The sequence below is a fragment of the Enterobacter cloacae complex sp. P42RS genome, assembly GCF_014930595.1.
Lineage (GTDB): Bacteria > Pseudomonadota > Gammaproteobacteria > Enterobacterales > Enterobacteriaceae > Enterobacter > Enterobacter bugandensis.
The window spans coordinates 423,787-440,190 of record NZ_JADBRK010000005.1; the positions used below are offsets into that span (position 1 = coordinate 423,787).

Sequence of the window (16,404 nt, forward strand, 5' to 3'; positions counted from 1 at the left end):
TGGCAGGGGGTGTATTTTGAATGCAATATGGATTTTAATGTGTGAGGTCTGGCTCACTATTAAAATAAATATTTTTGGGGCGGTGTTTATTATTCAGGGCTGTGATAATACCACAGCCCTTTAAAAATCAGGCAACCTGAACTGGAATCGCCTTCGCGGTGCGTTTCATCTCGTTGTCGCCTTCAAAATAAGCGACTTTGGGCTGCCAGCGGCGCGCTTCTTCGTCAGACATCATGACGAAGCTGGCGATAATAACGATATCGCCGACGTCCGCGCAGTGTGCCGCCGCGCCGTTGACGGAGATAATTTTAGACCCGCGCTCGGCGGCAATCGCGTAGGTGGAAAAACGCTTGCCGTTATTCACATTCCAGATATCAATGGCTTCATTTTCGAGAATACCCGCCGCGTCGAGAAAATCCTGGTCAATGGCGCAGGAACCTTCATAGTGCAGGTCGGCCTGGGTGACTTTCACTCGGTGAAGCTTACCTTGCAGCATTTTGCGAATCATTACGTATACCTATAATTATCAAGGGTGAAAGAACTACGCCAGCTCAACCACTTTATTATCGATAAGGCGTGCCTGGCCGAGCCATGCCGCCACCAGAATCACCGCGCGTTTGCTGGTTTCCGTCAGCTCAAGCAGGGTATCAGCATCGCGGATTTGAATATCATCAGCGCGGAAGCCTTTGTCGTTCAGCGCCTGCTCTGCAAGGGCGACGATCTCTTCTGCGGCCAACTCTTTCGCCAGCAGCTGTTCTGCCATGGTGTTCATCACCTTGCTTAAGCCCGGCGCGATTTTACGCTGATCGGCGGTCAGGTAACCGTTGCGTGAGCTGAGCGCCAGGCCATCTTTGGCTCGTACGATCGGCACGCCGACGATTTCGATATCGTAACCCATATCGGCAACCATCTTGCGGATCAGCGCCAGCTGCTGGAAATCTTTTTCACCGAAACAGGCGATATCCGGCTGCACCAGGTTGAACAGCTTGCTGACGATGGTGGAAACGCCGCGGAAATGGCCCGGACGGCTTGCACCTTCCAGCATGGTCGAAATCCCCGGGACATCCACATAGGTCGCCTCTTCCGTACCCTGCGGGTACACATCGGCAGGTGCCGGAGAGAACACGATATCCGCATGACGTTTTTTAAGCTTTTCGCAATCTTCCTGAAGAGTGCGCGGATAGCGTGCCAGATCGTCGGCGCGGTCAAACTGCATGGGGTTCACGAAGATACTGACCACCACGATATCTGCTCGCGCACGGGCTTCGTCGACGAGCTTCATGTGGCCGTCATGCAGGTTGCCCATGGTCGGGACCAGTGCGATACGTTTACCTTCCTGACGCGCGCGGCGGATATGCTGGCGCAGCAGCGGCAGGGTTTCAATGATTAGCACAACGAGACTCCTTAATGGAAACTGTGTTCTTCACCCGGGTAAACACCGGATTCAACGTCGGCAATATACTGCCTGACCGCAGCGCGCATGTCGCCCGCTTCAGTGAGGAAATTTTTGGCAAATTTCGGGATATGCCCGCCAGTAATACCAAAGGCGTCGTGCATCACCAGAATCTGACCGTCGGTCACGTTGCCTGCACCAATACCAATCACCGGAATGGAGAGTGCGTCGGTGATGCGTTTCGCCAGCTCAACCGGCACGCACTCCAGCACCAGCAGCTGGGCGCCTGCGGCTTCCAGCGCCAGGGCATCCTCAAACAGCGTCTGCGCTGCGTCGCCGCGGCCCTGCACCTTATACCCGCCAAAGATGTTGACGGACTGCGGGGTCAGGCCCAAATGACCACACACCGGCACGGCGCGTTCGGTGAGCATTTTCACCGTCTCCACCAGCCAGGCGCCGCCTTCAATTTTGACCATGTTAGCGCCAGCGCGCATCACTGCCGCCGCGTTTTCAAATGCCTGCTCTGGCGTGGCATAAGCCATAAACGGCAGGTCGGAAAGCAGAAGGCAGCTTGGCGCACCGCGGCGTACCGCACGGGTGTGATATGCAATATCTTCAACCGTGACCGGCAGGGTGGAATCATGTCCTTGTACCGTCATCCCTAACGAATCTCCGACCAGCATGACGTTGATACCCTCTTCGGCAAACAGTTTGGCGAAGCTGTAGTCATACGCGGTGATGGTGGCGAAGCGTTTTTTTTCCTGTTTGCATTTCTGCAGTAAGGAGATGGTGGTTGGTTTCATACTGTTTCCTGATAGCCCAAAAGCGAATCTTTGCGCATTCTAACAGTAACATTCGAGGGAACAATGATTTTAGGTAACCGATTAGCCACAAAATATTAATGGTTAATCGATAAGGGAAGAGTGTTACCAGCGGGCAGGTTTTTCCGCTTTGAGGCTGTCCAGAATGGACTTGAGTGGGATGTCATCCGGAAAGATGAGATCGGGGGCAACTTCAAAGAGCGGCCAGAGCATAAACCCGCGATTTTTCATGTCGTAATGCGGAACGGTGAGGCGTTCGGTGTTTATGACCTCATCTCCAAACAGCATAATGTCGAGGTCCAGCGTGCGCGGTCCCCAGCGCTCGGCTTTGCGTACGCGCCCCTGCTGCAGTTCGATGCGCTGGGTGTTATCCAGCAGCGTTTCGGCATCAAGGGTAGTTTCCAGCACCACCGCAGCGTTCAGATAATCAGGCTGATCCTGCGGACCTAGCGGCGGGGTGCGGTAGAACGAGGAGACCGCTACGATCCGGGTCTGTGGGATCTCGCCCAGCGCCTGTACGGCAGCATTAACCTGCTCCAGCGGAGAGGCTAAATTGCTGCCGATGGCGATATACGCGAGGGTCATGCTGTCCCTTCACGACGCGGTGCGCGTTTGCGCGGACGACGATGACGGCGACGCGGGGCAGGTTCTTCATCCAGCCCGGTCAGCATATCTTTCTGCTCCGGCGGGGCGGAAACCTGGAATTCGGCCCACCACTGCGCCAGGCGCTGCAGCTCCTGATTGCGTTCAGTTTCCGCACGCAGCGACAGCAGGTCGAAGGCGGCGCGGAACTTTGGATGCTCCATCAGCTTCCAGGCACGTTTGCCCTGACGGCGGGACATGCGCAGCTGAAGCTGCCAGATGTCGCGCACCAGCGTGGTAATACGTTTTGGGATAGCCAGCGTGCGGCACCCTTCGTCCAATACATCGTTCGCGGCCAGCGCGAAGGCATCGTAATAGGCGAGGCCGCTCTCCTGGGTGATTCTTTGAGCCGTTTCCAGCAGCGGGTACCAGAACATTGCCGCAAACAGGAATGCCGGGTTCACGCGCATATCGTTATGGATGCGGGTGTCGGTATTTTTCAGCACCTGCGCAATCATCCGCTCCATTGGGCTGTCACCGTTTTCGGTGAAGTAACGGGTAATGGTCGGGAACAGCGGTTGGAACAGGTTGTATTCGCGCAGCAGATTGTAGGTTTCGAACCCGTAGCCGGCCTGCAGCAGCTTCAGCGCCTCTTCAAACAGGCGGGCAGGCGGCACGTCGTTAATCAGCGTCGCCAGACGCGGGATCGGCTCTGCGGTTTCCGGGCTGATGCGCATGTTCAGCTTGGCGGCAAAACGCACGGCGCGCAGCATGCGCACCGGATCTTCGCGATAGCGCGTTTCCGGCGTGCCGATCAGGCGGATCAGACCCTCTTTCAGGTCCTGCATGCCGCCGACGTAATCACGCACGGTGAAATCCGCCACGCTGTAATAAAGGCTGTTGATGGTGAAGTCGCGACGCTGGGCATCTTCTTCGATAGAGCCGAAGATATTGTCGCGCAGCAGCATACCGTTCTGGCCGCGCTGTGACGTGGTGCGGTCGGATGCACCCGCTTCGTGGTGGCCGCGGAAGGTCGCCACTTCGATGATTTCCGGCCCAAACATCACGTGAGCCAGACGGAAACGGCGGCCAACGAGACGGCAGTTGCGGAATAATTTACGCACCTGCTCGGGCGTGGCGCTGGTCGTCACGTCGAAATCTTTCGGTTTTTTGCCCAGCAGTAAATCACGCACCCCACCGCCAACGAGATAGGCCTCGTAGCCCGCTTTATTCAGACGATAGAGTACTTTGAGGGCATTTTCACTGATATCTTTGCGGGAAATATTGTGCTGCTCACGCGGAATAACCGACATGTGTGGCTGTGCAATAGCGTCGTTCGCCATGCTCTCTTCGCGGCTTAGCACTTTACGGCAAAAATTAGCGACTCGGGTAAAAATGGTACACCTCGTAGTGTGTTTTGTTATGAAAAAAGCGGCTAATCATAGCTCAGCGCAACGCATTTGAGAATGCTGGATTTTTGGCACTGCCGCGAGCGTCCAGTTGGCAATGGCTATTTTCAGCAATTCGTCAATGCGCAGATCCTGCCATTCGTTGGTTACATTCTGGTTGAGAAATCGCAGCGCGTCGATCAAAACAGGACGCGGATCGCCGTCTGGCAGGGCCGGGGCGTGGTTCTGCTTGGAGAGCTTAACGCCCTGCGCATTGACCGCCAGCGGCAGATGAATGTAATCCGGCGCCGTCCAGCCAAACTGATGATAAAGCGAGATTTGCCGTACGGTCGGTTCGACCAGGTCCGCCCCGCGCACAATTTCCGTCACGCCCTGGAAATGATCGTCGACGACCACCGCCAGGTTATACGCAAACAGACCATCACGACGGTGAATAATAAAATCTTCACATGCCAGACGTTCATCCGCCCTAATCTCACCGGAGAGCCGATCGTGGAAGCGAGTGATGGGCGCGCGCTGTAGCAAGCGTACGGCGGCATTTTCCGGGGGAAGATTCAGCGTGCGGCAGTGGCCGTCATACACACCTCCCACGCTCTGGATACGCGCGCGGGTGCAGGTGCAGTTATAGGAGAGCCCCTGAGCGCTGAGCCAGGCCAGACGTTCCCGATAAGCCTCATGTCGTTGTGACTGCCACAGAACGTCGCCGTCCCAGTGAAGACCGTAATGTTCCAGCTGACGCAGAATGGTGTCTGCAGCACCGGGAACTTCACGCGGAGGGTCAATATCTTCGATGCGGACGAGCCATTTACCCTGACTGGCGCGAGCCTGCAGGTAGCTGCCAAGCGCGGCAATTAATGAGCCGAAGTGTAATTCACCGGAAGGAGATGGCGCAAAGCGCCCAATATAGTGTGATTCAGACATATCAACATTAACAAGGCGGGAGAGACTCCCGCCTTTGAAGTGTATAAACAGCGCTGGCGTTAGCCGGCCATCTGTTTTTCGCGGATTTCGGCCAGCGTTTTACAGTCGATGCACAGATCGGCGGTTGGACGCGCTTCCAGGCGACGAATACCGATTTCAACACCGCAGGATTCGCAGTAGCCAAAATCTTCGTCTTCGACTTTTTTCAGCGTTTTCTCGATCTTTTTGATCAGCTTGCGTTCGCGGTCACGGTTACGCAGTTCGAGGCTGAACTCTTCTTCCTGAGCGGCACGGTCTACCGGATCCGGGAAGTTAGCAGCTTCATCCTGCATATGCGAAACGGTGCGATCCACTTCATCCCTGAGTTGATTACGCCATGCTTCAAGAATACGCTTGAAGTGCGACAGCTGGGCTTCGTTCATATACTCTTCGCCCGGCTTCTCTTGATACGGCTCCACCCCAGCGATGGCGAGAATACTCAGGGACGATGTTTTACGGTTTTGCCCTTCTTGCATGTTGCTTCTCCTTAACACGCACTATCGATCCCCGTGTTGGGGGAAAAATCAGGTCGCTATAAATAGCAGATGCTTTTCCGTATGGCAATTATCTAAACGTAACACTTGACAAGCCTGTGAGGAAAAGCGTATTTGCGCACGCGGCCAGAACACTTATTCATCAATCGTCTAATCCCTTATAAGACAATGGGAAGAGACGATCTCAGAGTCATATTATCGGCAGAAAGTTCCGCTTTATAAGCTAAAACCTCTACCCCCTGCTTTTGTGCCTCATTCAACAGTTGTGCGTATTTAGGATCGATATGGCGGGCAGGGGAAAACCGTTCAATCGCTGTATGCAACACCGCAAACAGCAATACGGCGCGTTTGCCCGCCGCCGCAACACTCATTAGCTCTCGCAGATGCTTCTGCCCGCGTAGCGTTACCGCATCCGGAAAGAAGCCGTTTTCCTGTTCCGCTAACGTCACTGATTTTACTTCAATATAGCACTCAGGACGGCCTTCCGCCTGTAACATGAAGTCAATTCTGCTGCCTTCATCGCCGTATTTCACTTCTGTTTTATGCGTACCGTAACCCACCAGTTCGGGAATGGCGCCATTCGTCAGCGCTTCCTTAACCAGCTGATTTGCACGCAGAGTATTAACACAAATAAACGCCCCGTTTTGCGTTTCGGTTATTTCCCAGGTATGGGGATATTTGCGTTTAGTATTTTCTGAAGTGGAATACCAGACCGTGTCACCCGGTGCGGCGCAACCGGTCATGGCACCGGTGTTGGGGCAGTGCAGGGTGAGCTCTTCGCCTTCCGGCGTCACCACGTCGGCGAGGAAGCGTTTGTAGCGTTGGATCAGCGTGGCGGACTGGAGTGCAGGACTAAACTTCATCGGAATTCCTTGTGGTGTCGCCCAACGTCCAGCGCTGTAGCGGCCTGTAGCGGGTGCGTCCCCGTGCAAAGACGGATTCATAAAGCGCGAATTCATTAACCGGAAAAGCCCAGTGAAAACCCGGCGGCGGAATGGCAACAGCCTGACCGGCATCGCGCAGCAGCGTGACGTGCGGATGAAACGGCTGCGGGCTCTGGTAACAGCCGCTGCGCGCTGCCTGCGCGCGCAACATATTGGCGAGCTGTAACAACCCGCGCGGCGGCTGGCGCGTACCCAGCCAGACCACGCGCGAACGCAGCCACTGACCCGCATCGTCAAGGTGCAGCGTAAACGCCGGCTGGACAATACGTCCGGCCATGGCGGCTAATGCCCGCTGTTTTTCGGCGCTCACGTCACCCAAAAAGGCCAGCGTCAGGTGCAGGTTTGCCGCCGCAACGGGCCGGCCCGCTTCCGGTGGAAAATGTTCCGCGCGCCAGCGAACGATTTGCCGCTGTAGGGTGGTGGGCAATTCAATGGCAAAAAACAGCCGTTTCGACTCAGACATACGGGGGACTCGGTAATGATATTCGCCGATGCTACAATGTACGCCGACTAATGTTAACCCTCTGGAGCTGTTAGTGTCCTCATTGCCGGTCGCCGTCGTTCTTCCTGAGCTTCTCGCTGCCTTACAACATGCCCCGCAGGTTTTGCTTAACGCGCCTACGGGGGCGGGTAAATCTACCTGGCTGCCGCTGCAGATCCTTAAAGAGGGGAGGATTGCCGGGAAAATTATCCTGCTGGAGCCGCGCAGGCTGGCCGCGCGCAACGTGGCGCAGCGCCTGGCGGAACTGCTGAATGAAAAACCGGGCGAAACGGTAGGCTACCGGATGCGCGCCGAAACCTGCGTCGGCCCGTCCACGCGGCTTGAGGTGGTCACCGAAGGCATTCTTACCCGCATGCTGCAAAACGACCCGGAGTTGAACGGCGTCGGGCTGGTGATCCTGGATGAATTCCACGAGCGCAGCCTGCAGGCCGATCTGGCCCTCGCGCTGTTGCTCGACGTTCAGCAGGGGCTGCGCGACGATCTGCGGCTGCTGATTATGTCGGCGACGCTGGATAACGAGCGGCTACGACAGACATTACCCGATGCGCCGGTCATCAGCTCAGAAGGACGGGCATTTCCTGTTGAGCGTCGCTATCAGCCGCTTCCTGCCCATCAGCGCTTTGACGAAGCGGTAGCTATTGCCACTGCTGACCTGCTTCGCCAGGCGCCCGGCTCGCTGCTGCTGTTTTTGCCCGGCGTGGGGGAGATTCAGCGCGTGCAGGAGCGGCTGGCCTCCAGGGTGGGCAGTGACGTACTGCTTTGCCCGCTCTATGGCGCCCTGTCGTTGACCGAACAGCGTAAAGCCATCCTTCCCGCCCCGGCGGGGCAGCGTAAAGTCGTGCTGGCAACCAACATTGCCGAAACCAGTTTGACCATCGAAGGCATTCGCCTGGTGGTGGATAGCGCGCAGGAGAGGGTGGCGAGCTTTGATCCGCGCACCGGGCTGACTAAACTGCTGACACAACGCATCAGTCAGGCGTCAATGGTGCAGCGCGCGGGCCGTGCGGGGCGTCTTGAGCCGGGTATTTGCCTGCATTTGACCAGCGCGGAGCAGGCTGAACGCGCGGCACAGCAAAGCACGCCGGAGATTTTACAAAGCGATCTCTCCGGGCTGGTGATGGATCTCCTGCTGTGGGGCTGCCCGGATCCTGAACAGCTCACCTGGCTTAATCCACCGCCTGCCGTGAATCTCGCCGCCGCGTGCAGCCTGCTCACCCAGCTTGGCGCGCTGGAAGGTGAACGTCTGACGGCGCGCGGTCAGAAAATGGCGGCGCTGGGCAACGATCCGCGTCTGGCGGCGATGCTGGTGGCCGCGCAGGGCGAAGATGAAATTGCCACAGCGGCGAAACTGGCGGCTATTCTTGAGGAGCCGCCGCGCGGAGGCAGCAGCGATCTGGGGCAGGCGTTTTCGCGCAATCAGGGAAACTGGCAGCAGCGGGCGCAGCAGCTGTGCAAACGCCTGAACTGCCGGGGCGGTTCACCTGACGGCGATAAGATTGCCTCCCTTCTGGCGCTGGCCTTCCCGGACAGGATTGCGCGCCGCCGCGGGCTGGATGGACGCTACCAGCTGGCAAACGGCATGGGGGCGATGCTGGACAGCGATGATGCCCTGACGCGACATGAATGGCTGATCGCGCCGCTCCTGCTTCAGGGCAGCCAGTCTCCTGATGCCCGTATTTTACAGGCGATTGCCGTGGACATAGATGCCCTGACGCGTACCTGCCCGCAGCTGCTCCAGCAATCGGACATCGTGGAATGGGATGACGCTCAGGGGACGCTAAAGGCGTTTCGGCGTAGTCAGATTGGCAAACTGATCCTCGGGACGAAACCGCTGGCGAAGCCGTCGGAAGAAGAGTTACACCAGGCAATGCTGAACGGCATTCGGGAAAAGGGCCTTAACGTTCTGAACTGGACGCCGGAAGCTGAACAGTATCGCATTCGTCTGCACTGCGCCGCGAAGTGGCTACCGGAATACGGCTGGCCCGCGGTGGATGATGAGACGCTGCTCGCGACGCTTGAGCAGTGGCTGCTGCCGCAAATGAGCGGCGTGCACTCTCTGCGCGCCCTTAAGGCGCTTGATGTTAAGACCGCGTTACAGAATTTACTGGACTGGTCATTACGTCAACGTCTGGATAGTGAGCTTCCTGGGCATTACACTGTGCCCACCGGGAGCCGGATTGCCATTCGTTATCATGAGGATAATCCTCCGGCGCTGGCGGTTCGTATGCAGGAGATGTTTGGCGAGGCTGCCACGCCGTCTATTGCGGAAGGGCGGGTGCCGTTGGTGCTTGAGCTGCTCTCGCCTGCGCATCGTCCGTTGCAGATCACCCGCGATCTGGGGGCGTTCTGGGCGGGAAGCTACCGTGAAGTGCAGAAAGAGATGAAGGGGCGCTACCCCAAACACGTATGGCCGGACGATCCGGCGAATACGGCGCCGACGCGGCGGACGAAGAAATATTCGTAGTGGGGAAAGTGCGGCCTGATGCCCTCACCCCGGCCCTCTCCCACGGAGAGAGGGAGAAAACCAATTTTGAGAGATTTCTTCTTTCACAGGCCTGTGGAAGAAAAGAAAATCTGGCCTTTGCGCCTGAAAGTTGCGGAGAAAAAGCATGGCGGGGAATGACCGCGAGCCAATAGGACGTAAGGGAAAACCCGCACGTCCGGCGAAAGAAAAGGTAAGCCGTCGTCGCCTCAGAGATGAGGAGTATGACGATGACTATGAAGACGATTATGAGGATGAAGAACCCATGCCGCGTAAAGGAAAAGGCAAAGGGCGTAAGCCTCGTGGGAAGCGCGGCTGGTTCTGGCTGCTGCTGAAGCTGTTCATTGTTTTTGTTGTGCTGATCGCGATTTACGGTGTTTATCTGGATCAGAAGATCCGCAGCCGTATCGACGGGAAAGTCTGGCAATTGCCGGCGGCAGTGTATGGTCGCATGGTGAACCTTGAGCCGGACATGTCCATCAGCAAGAACGAGATGGTGAAACTGCTGCAAGCTACGCAGTATCGTCAGGTCACGAAAATGACCCGCCCGGGCGAATTTACCGTCCAGGCGAAGAGCATTGAGATGATCCGCCGCCCGTTCGACTTCCCGGACAGCAAAGAGGGGCAGGTGCGCGCGCGTCTGACTTTTGACGGCGATCGGCTGGAAACCATTGAGAACATGGACAATAACCGCCAGTTCGGTTTCTTCCGTCTTGATCCGCGTCTGATCACCATGCTCTCGTCCGCCAATGGCGAACAGCGCCTGTTCGTGGCGCGTAACGGCTTCCCGGATCTGCTGGTGGATACCCTGCTGGCAACCGAAGACCGCCATTTCTACGAGCACGACGGTATCAGTCTCTACTCCATCGGCCGTGCGGTGCTGGCGAACCTGACTGCGGGTCGTACCGTGCAGGGGGCGAGTACGCTTACCCAGCAGCTGGTGAAGAACCTGTTCCTCTCCAGCGAGCGTTCTTACTGGCGTAAAGCCAACGAAGCGTACATGGCCGTGCTGATGGATGCGCGCTACAGCAAGGATCGTATCCTTGAGCTGTACATGAACGAGGTGTACCTCGGCCAGAGCGGCGATAACGAGATCCGCGGCTTCCCGCTGGCGAGCCTGTACTACTTTGGCCGTCCGGTGGAAGAGCTCAGCCTTGACCAGCAGGCGCTGCTGGTGGGCATGGTGAAAGGGGCGTCCATTTATAACCCGTGGCGCAACCCGAAACTGGCGCTGGAGCGTCGTAACCTGGTACTGCGTCTGCTGCAACAGCAGCAGGTGATTGACCAGGAATTATACGACATGCTTAGCGCACGTCCGCTGGGCGTGCAGCCGCGCGGTGGGGTGATCTCTCCGCAGCCTGCTTTCATGCAGATGGTGCGCCAGGAGCTGCAAAGCAAGCTCGGTGATAAGGTCAAAGATCTCTCCGGCGTGAAGATCTTCACAACCTTTGACTCGGTAGCCCAGGACGCGGCAGAAAAAGCGGCGGTTGAAGGCATTCCGGCGCTGAAGAAACAGCGCAAGCTGAGCGATCTGGAAACCGCGATGGTGGTGGTTGACCGTAACACCGGCGAAGTGCGCGCGATGGTGGGCGGCGCAGAGCCGCAGTATGCGGGCTACAACCGCGCGATGCAGGCGCGTCGTTCGATTGGCTCTCTGGCTAAACCGGCGACCTATCTCACCGCGCTGAGCCAGCCGAATTTGTATCGCCTGAACACCTGGATCGCCGATGCGCCAATCTCCCTGCGTCAGCCTAACGGCCAGGTCTGGTCACCGCAGAACGATGATAAACAGTTCAGCGGCCAGGTGATGCTGGTGGATGCGTTAACCCGCTCCATGAACGTACCTACGGTTAACCTCGGTATGGCGCTGGGCCTGCCGGCCATTGTCGACACCTGGCAGAAGCTGGGCGTACCGAAAGATCAGCTGCACCCTGTTCCGGCGATGATTCTGGGGGCGCTTAACCTGACGCCGATCGAAGTGGCGCAGGCGTTCCAGACCATTGCCAGCGGGGGTAACCGCGCACCGCTCTCTGCCCTGCGTTCGGTGATTGCCGAAGATGGCTCTGTCCTGTATCAGAGCTTCCCGCAGGCTGAACGTGCCGTTCCTGCGCAGGCGGCCTACATGACGCTGTGGACGATGCAGCAGGTTGTGCAGCGCGGTACCGGTCGTCAACTGGGGGCGAAGTATCCTGGTCTGCATCTGGCGGGTAAAACCGGGACCACCAACAACAACGTCGATACCTGGTTTGCCGGTATTGATGGCCGTGAAGTGGTGATCACCTGGGTAGGCCGTGACAACAACCAGCCGACCAAACTTTACGGGGCGAGCGGGGCGATGTCGATTTACCAGCGCTACCTGGCGAACCAGTCACCTGTGCCGCTGAACCTGGTCGCGCCGGAAGATATCGTCGATATGGGCGTGGATGGTTCCGGGAACTTTATCTGCGGCGGCGGGATGCGAACCCTCCCGGTCTGGACGACCAACCCGGACTCACTGTGCCAGCAGAGCCAGCCTGAACAGCCAACGGGCAACCCGTTCGATCAATCTTCTCAGCCGCAGCAGCCGCAGCAACAACCGGCCCAGCAGCAGAACGAGAAGAAAGACAGTGATGGCGTGGCCGGCTGGATCAAGGATATGTTTGGTGGGAATTAATTAATTCCCTGAATAAAAAGCCGCTTTAATATAAAGCGGCTTTTTTGTTTTTTACATTCTGCAATTTTTAAAAAAATTAAATATCAAATTTAGAATTTTTAAGTTCTCATTTTTTTCATCTAAAACATGCATTTGAAATCTTCTACATGTTGCGTAACTTTATCCTCTCTGGACACAATGAAGAATAATCTGATGTAATCGCCATAAGAAATTCACTGGCTCAAAGGATATTCCTATTTAGTCAGTCATGTGTAACATGCTGGATAACATTTCGACTCAAAATATTTGTAGTGCGAATGGATGCCACAATTGTCAAATATAAGGATATTTTTCATGAACAAAAAAATTGTCGCTACATTTTTAGCCGGAAGCGTTATGGCCGCGCTGTCTCTGCCTGTATTTGCATCAAACGATTCCGGTACGGTGAACTTCGCCGGAAAAATTGTTGCCGATACCTGTGAAATTAACGTTGATGGCACAGGGACTAACGCTTCCACCGTCACTTTCGCAGATACCTATCCTTCGGATTTTGGCGCTGACGGTACGGTTGGCACCTCAAAAGCCTTTAAGATTGAAGTGAAAAAATGTGACCCGCTGGTCGCTAAACTGAACCTCAAGTTCAGTGGCACGACCACAGATGCAGCCTATAAGCGCCTCCAGAACGATCTTAGTGGCGCAGGTAATGCCACCAACGTAGGGATCATCGTCAGCAATGAGAACGGCGCGAAAGGCGATGTGGTTTTCGATGGCTCAGTACCGGATGCGGGTACGGATGTGAATAACGACGCGACCGGGGCAACGGCTTCTGTCTTTAACTACACCGCGAAAGTGATTCAGGTGGGTGATACCGCGCCAACCGCGGGCCATTACTCCTCCTCTGCAACATTCGAGGTTGTCTATCGCTAAGCAATGACGGGCAGCCTGAACGGCTGCCTTTTTGGAACATTGTATGAAGACTTTATTTAAATTGTTATGTGGTTGTTTAATTATTTCCTGCTGTTCAGTACAGGCAAGTGTTGTTCTCGGTGGTACGCGAATTATTTATCCATCGAATAAATCAGAAGTTCAGATAGCACTTAAAAATAAAGATCCGCATACACGTTATCTGGTGCAAAGCTGGGTCAGTTACCCCAATGATGCGAAAGCGCCGTTTATTATTACTCCCCCTGTTTACAAATTGCAGGAAAATCGTCAAACCCTTTTGCACGTTATTTTTACCGGCGATAAAAAAAGCCTGCCCGCAGACCGGGAATCTCTGTTTCTGGCAAACGTTAAATCCGTATCGGCACTCTCGCCGGAGCTGAAAGAGAAAAACACGCTGCAATTTGCGATGAAAACGCGCCTGAAGCTTTTCTGGCGTCCGGCTCAGCTGAAGGAAAGCGATGCCCTGGAAGCCTACGCAAAAATCACATTCCAGCGTCAGGGCGACACGCTAATTGCAAACAACCCGACCCCGTTTTACGTCTCGTTTGGCGAGCTTGCCGTTGGTGGGAAAAGTGTTCCGGTGAAAGAGACCAAAACCACGCCAGGCGCCATTTCAATGATGGTGGCTCCGTTCAGCGAGCAGCGTTTCGCGTTACCGAATTCAGCAAAGGGCGCGGTGACCTGGACGGCAATCAATGATTTCGGTGGGCAAACCCCACAGCGCAAGCAGGCTCTTTAAATCATCATGTTGGTATTTTATGTCGTCACCTCTGCTTCACAAACAGGTACTGTACGGGATCGCGCTGACGCTGCTCGCCGCGATCCAGCCTGCCTGTGCTGATGACGAATTTAACCTGCGGATCCTTGAGCTGGATACGCCCCTCGAAAATACCTTTACATTAAAAAACTTCATTAACGATAACGGGCTACTTGCCGGAAGCTACCTTACGACTGTTATGTGGGATCGGAACGTTGTGGATAAACGTCCCATCGCTTTCGTGCTGTCTGACGATAAACAGCGCCTGCTGCCGGAGCTGACGAAAGCGGATCTGCGCGATTACGGCGTGAAAGTCGACACGATCCCGGACTTAAAAGATCTGGATGACGGCGCTTACGTCCGCGATATCTCCCATTTCATTGAAAATGCCCGTTACGAATACAATCAGGATGACCAGACCCTGAAGCTGGTCATCCCGCAGGCGTACCGCGACCATGCTGCCGCTGGCGCGATACATCCAAAATTCTGGGATGACGGCGCGCCTGCCGCCTGGACAAGCTATCAACTCAGCGGTTCTCAGCAGCACTACAGTTCGGGCAAAACCTCTTCGACCTGGCTTGGCCTGGAGTCGGGGATTAACCTTGGGGCGTGGCGGCTGCGGAATAACAGCACCTGGAGCGACGCTTCTGGCTGGGAGGGCATTGCCAGCACGTTACAACGCGACATCAAAACGCTGAAAAGCCAGCTTGAGATTGGTCAGACATATACCAATGGTGAACTTTTTGACAGCGTCCAGATGACCGGCGTGAAGCTGGAAACGGATACTTCTATGCTGCCTGTTAGTCAGCAGGGCTTTGCCCCCGTCGTGCGCGGTATTGCCAATAGCGATGCGAAAGTCACTATCAAGCAAAACGGCTACACCATCTATCAGACAAACGTCTCACCGGGGCCGTTCGAGATCCGCGATTTAAGCCAGGTAACATCCGGAGCCGATCTGGAAGTGACCGTCGAAGAGGCGGACGGCAGCGAGCATAGCTTCATCCAGGCCAGCGCGTCGGTGCCGGTGTTACAGCGGGAAGGCGGCTTTAAGTATTCGCTGGCCGCAGGGCGCTATCGCGGTAATGAAGGTGAAGACGAACCCACCTTTGCGCAAGGCACAGCCATCTATGGTCTGCCTTACGGCGTCACGGCGTATACCGGCGCGCTGGGTTCATCACTGTATCACGCGCTGCTGCTGGGGCTCGGTGCCGATCTGGGGCATTTCGGCTCCGCCTCTGTCGACCTCACGGCCGCTCGTACCGCGTTTGATGACGGGCGCGACGATGCCAGCGGTTTATCCTGGCGGGCGCAGTATTCAAAAGATATTCCCGACACGGATACCACCATCACGCTTGCCAGCTATCGCTACTCCACATCGGGGTTCTATACCTTTCAGGAAGCTATCGATCAGCGTGACAGCGAAATCGATGACGGCATTTATACCTACCGCAGAACTAATAACCGCCGTAGCCGCATGCAGCTCAACCTTTCCCAGCGGGTTTCTGACTGGGGCTCGGCCTATCTCAACGGGTATCAGCAGGATTACTGGGATATGGACGGTCATGAGCGTAGCGTCACCGCGGGGTTGAGCTCCAGCTGGCGCAATATCACCTGGTCGATAAGCTACAACCTGACTCGCACGCCGGACGCTGATACCGACCGGCAAATGGCGTTGACGGTCAACATTCCGTTATCAACGTGGCTGCCTGATTCATGGGCAACCTACAGCGCCAACACCGCCAGCGGCGGGTTTGTCTCGCACCAGGTCGGGCTCGGCGGTACCGCGCTTGAGGACAATAAGCTGAGCTATAACCTCCAGCAGACCTATGCCAACCAGGATACGGGCTACGGCGGCAGCCTGTCAGGACGTTATCGCGGATCTTCCGGTGAGGTGGGAATGGGCTACAGCTATGGTGGCGACAATCGACAATGGAACTACAACGCGCAGGGCTCAATCGTTGCCCACGAGCATGGTGTAACGCTGGGACAACCCGTCCGCGACGCATTCGCCATTGTGCACATTAAGGATGGCGATAACGTCAAAGTGCAAAACGGACGCGGCATCTCTACGGACCGTTTTGGTAACGCCATTGTTCCCTCCCTGAGCGCCTATCGGCACAACATCGTCACGGTCAATACCCAGGATCGGGAAGATATTGATATCGACGCGGCAACGCTGGATCTCGTGCCGACAAAAGGCGCTGCGCTGAGCGCAACCTTCGATGCGCGCGTTGGACGACGCGCGCTGGTGACGCTGCGTTACGCGGGTAAGCCCGTGCCGTTTGGTGCCGTGGTGGCGCTGGATAACACCACGGCCATCGTCGGGGATGACGGCGAGGTTTACCTCACCGGGCTGTCCGGCAAAACAACGTTTAGCGTGCAGTGGGGAGAAGAGCGCGATCGGCAGTGCCAGGGGACGCTGGACATTTCCACGCAGAGCCCGACAGGGATCGTGAAAGCCACGGTCAACTGCTATTAACAGA

General features: G+C 56.2%; 14 protein-coding genes. 5 read left to right on the plus strand and 9 right to left on the minus strand.

Features of this window, described 5'->3' with window-relative positions:
• Positions 1 to 127 precede the first annotated feature (127 nt).
• The 9 genes from panD to thpR form a co-directional block, all read right to left on the minus strand.
• Positions 128 to 508 (minus strand): aspartate 1-decarboxylase, encoded by a 381-nt coding sequence (panD, locus tag IM314_RS09860; protein ID WP_003856284.1) that lies wholly within the window; start codon positions 506 to 508, stop codon positions 128 to 130.
• Positions 509 to 541: 33 nt separating this feature from the next.
• Complete coding sequence (panC, locus tag IM314_RS09865) at positions 542 to 1,393, minus strand: pantoate--beta-alanine ligase (RefSeq protein ID WP_041911214.1); 852 nt, start codon at positions 1,391 to 1,393, stop codon at positions 542 to 544.
• Between the two features lie 11 nt (positions 1,394 to 1,404).
• Positions 1,405 to 2,196 carry a 3-methyl-2-oxobutanoate hydroxymethyltransferase gene (panB, locus tag IM314_RS09870; RefSeq protein WP_041911213.1) on the minus strand — a complete coding sequence of 264 codons (792 nt, stop codon included), beginning with the start codon at positions 2,194 to 2,196 and terminating at the stop codon, positions 1,405 to 1,407.
• Between the two features lie 123 nt (positions 2,197 to 2,319).
• On the minus strand, positions 2,320 to 2,799 hold the full coding sequence (folK, locus tag IM314_RS09875) for a 2-amino-4-hydroxy-6-hydroxymethyldihydropteridine diphosphokinase (RefSeq protein WP_045631648.1): 480 nt from the start codon (positions 2,797 to 2,799) through the stop codon (positions 2,320 to 2,322).
• Entirely contained in the window at positions 2,796 to 4,193 is a 1,398-nt protein-coding gene (pcnB, locus tag IM314_RS09880; RefSeq protein WP_028015552.1) for a polynucleotide adenylyltransferase PcnB, read from the minus strand. The genes folK and pcnB overlap by 4 nt, the downstream gene beginning before the upstream one ends.
• 42 nt (positions 4,194 to 4,235) lie before the next feature.
• A complete protein-coding gene (gene gluQRS / locus IM314_RS09885) occupies positions 4,236 to 5,126 on the minus strand; it encodes a tRNA glutamyl-Q(34) synthetase GluQRS (RefSeq protein WP_041911211.1) in 891 nt (296 codons plus the stop codon).
• Between the two features lie 59 nt (positions 5,127 to 5,185).
• Positions 5,186 to 5,641 (minus strand): RNA polymerase-binding protein DksA, encoded by a 456-nt coding sequence (dksA, locus tag IM314_RS09890; RefSeq protein WP_013095632.1) that lies wholly within the window; start codon positions 5,639 to 5,641, stop codon positions 5,186 to 5,188.
• A gap of 176 nt (positions 5,642 to 5,817) precedes the next feature.
• Positions 5,818 to 6,522, minus strand: coding sequence for a DNA/RNA nuclease SfsA (gene sfsA / locus IM314_RS09895; RefSeq protein ID WP_041911210.1), 705 nt, complete (start codon positions 6,520 to 6,522; stop codon positions 5,818 to 5,820).
• Entirely contained in the window at positions 6,512 to 7,066 is a 555-nt protein-coding gene (thpR, locus tag IM314_RS09900) for an RNA 2',3'-cyclic phosphodiesterase (protein WP_045259483.1), read from the minus strand. The genes sfsA and thpR overlap by 11 nt, the downstream gene beginning before the upstream one ends.
• Positions 7,067 to 7,139: 73 nt before the next feature.
• Here thpR and hrpB point away from each other — a divergent pair, with 73 nt between their 5' ends.
• From hrpB to IM314_RS09925, 5 genes are all read left to right on the plus strand, one after another.
• Positions 7,140 to 9,569, plus strand: a complete 2,430-nt coding sequence (gene hrpB, locus IM314_RS09905; RefSeq protein ID WP_193358512.1) for an ATP-dependent helicase HrpB — start codon at positions 7,140 to 7,142, stop codon at positions 9,567 to 9,569.
• Between the two features lie 145 nt (positions 9,570 to 9,714).
• The gene (mrcB, locus tag IM314_RS09910; RefSeq protein ID WP_045631651.1) at positions 9,715 to 12,240 is read left to right on the plus strand and encodes a bifunctional glycosyl transferase/transpeptidase; all 2,526 of its coding nucleotides are present in this window, start codon (positions 9,715 to 9,717) and stop codon (positions 12,238 to 12,240) included.
• A 333-nt stretch (positions 12,241 to 12,573) separates the two neighbouring features.
• Positions 12,574 to 13,146 carry a fimbrial protein gene (locus IM314_RS09915; RefSeq protein ID WP_193358511.1) on the plus strand — a complete coding sequence of 191 codons (573 nt, stop codon included), beginning with the start codon at positions 12,574 to 12,576 and terminating at the stop codon, positions 13,144 to 13,146.
• A 43-nt stretch (positions 13,147 to 13,189) separates the two neighbouring features.
• Positions 13,190 to 13,903: a molecular chaperone gene (locus IM314_RS09920; protein ID WP_041911205.1), complete on the plus strand. Its 714-nt coding sequence runs from the start codon at positions 13,190 to 13,192 to the stop codon at positions 13,901 to 13,903.
• A gap of 19 nt (positions 13,904 to 13,922) precedes the next feature.
• Positions 13,923 to 16,400, plus strand: a complete 2,478-nt coding sequence (locus tag IM314_RS09925; RefSeq protein ID WP_041911204.1) for a fimbria/pilus outer membrane usher protein — start codon at positions 13,923 to 13,925, stop codon at positions 16,398 to 16,400.
• The last annotated feature ends 4 nt before the right edge of the window (positions 16,401 to 16,404 follow it).

Excerpts from the sequence above, each read along its gene's own strand:
- panD (WP_003856284.1), bottom strand. The coding sequence starts at position 508 with ATGATTCGCAAAATGCTGCAAGGTAAGCTTCACCGAGTGAAAGTCACC.
- panB (WP_041911213.1), bottom strand. The coding sequence starts at position 2,196 with ATGAAACCAACCACCATCTCCTTACTGCAGAAATGCAAACAGGAAAAA.
- folK (WP_045631648.1), bottom strand. The coding sequence starts at position 2,799 with ATGACCCTCGCGTATATCGCCATCGGCAGCAATTTAGCCTCTCCGCTG.
- gluQRS (WP_041911211.1), bottom strand. The coding sequence starts at position 5,126 with ATGTCTGAATCACACTATATTGGGCGCTTTGCGCCATCTCCTTCCGGT.
- dksA (WP_013095632.1), bottom strand. The coding sequence starts at position 5,641 with ATGCAAGAAGGGCAAAACCGTAAAACATCGTCCCTGAGTATTCTCGCC.
- sfsA (WP_041911210.1), bottom strand. The coding sequence starts at position 6,522 with ATGAAGTTTAGTCCTGCACTCCAGTCCGCCACGCTGATCCAACGCTAC.
- thpR (WP_045259483.1), bottom strand. The coding sequence starts at position 7,066 with ATGTCTGAGTCGAAACGGCTGTTTTTTGCCATTGAATTGCCCACCACC.
- mrcB (WP_045631651.1), top strand. The coding sequence starts at position 9,715 with ATGGCGGGGAATGACCGCGAGCCAATAGGACGTAAGGGAAAACCCGCA.
- IM314_RS09915 (WP_193358511.1), top strand. The coding sequence starts at position 12,574 with ATGAACAAAAAAATTGTCGCTACATTTTTAGCCGGAAGCGTTATGGCC.
- IM314_RS09920 (WP_041911205.1), top strand. The coding sequence starts at position 13,190 with ATGAAGACTTTATTTAAATTGTTATGTGGTTGTTTAATTATTTCCTGC.
- IM314_RS09925 (WP_041911204.1), top strand. The coding sequence starts at position 13,923 with ATGTCGTCACCTCTGCTTCACAAACAGGTACTGTACGGGATCGCGCTG.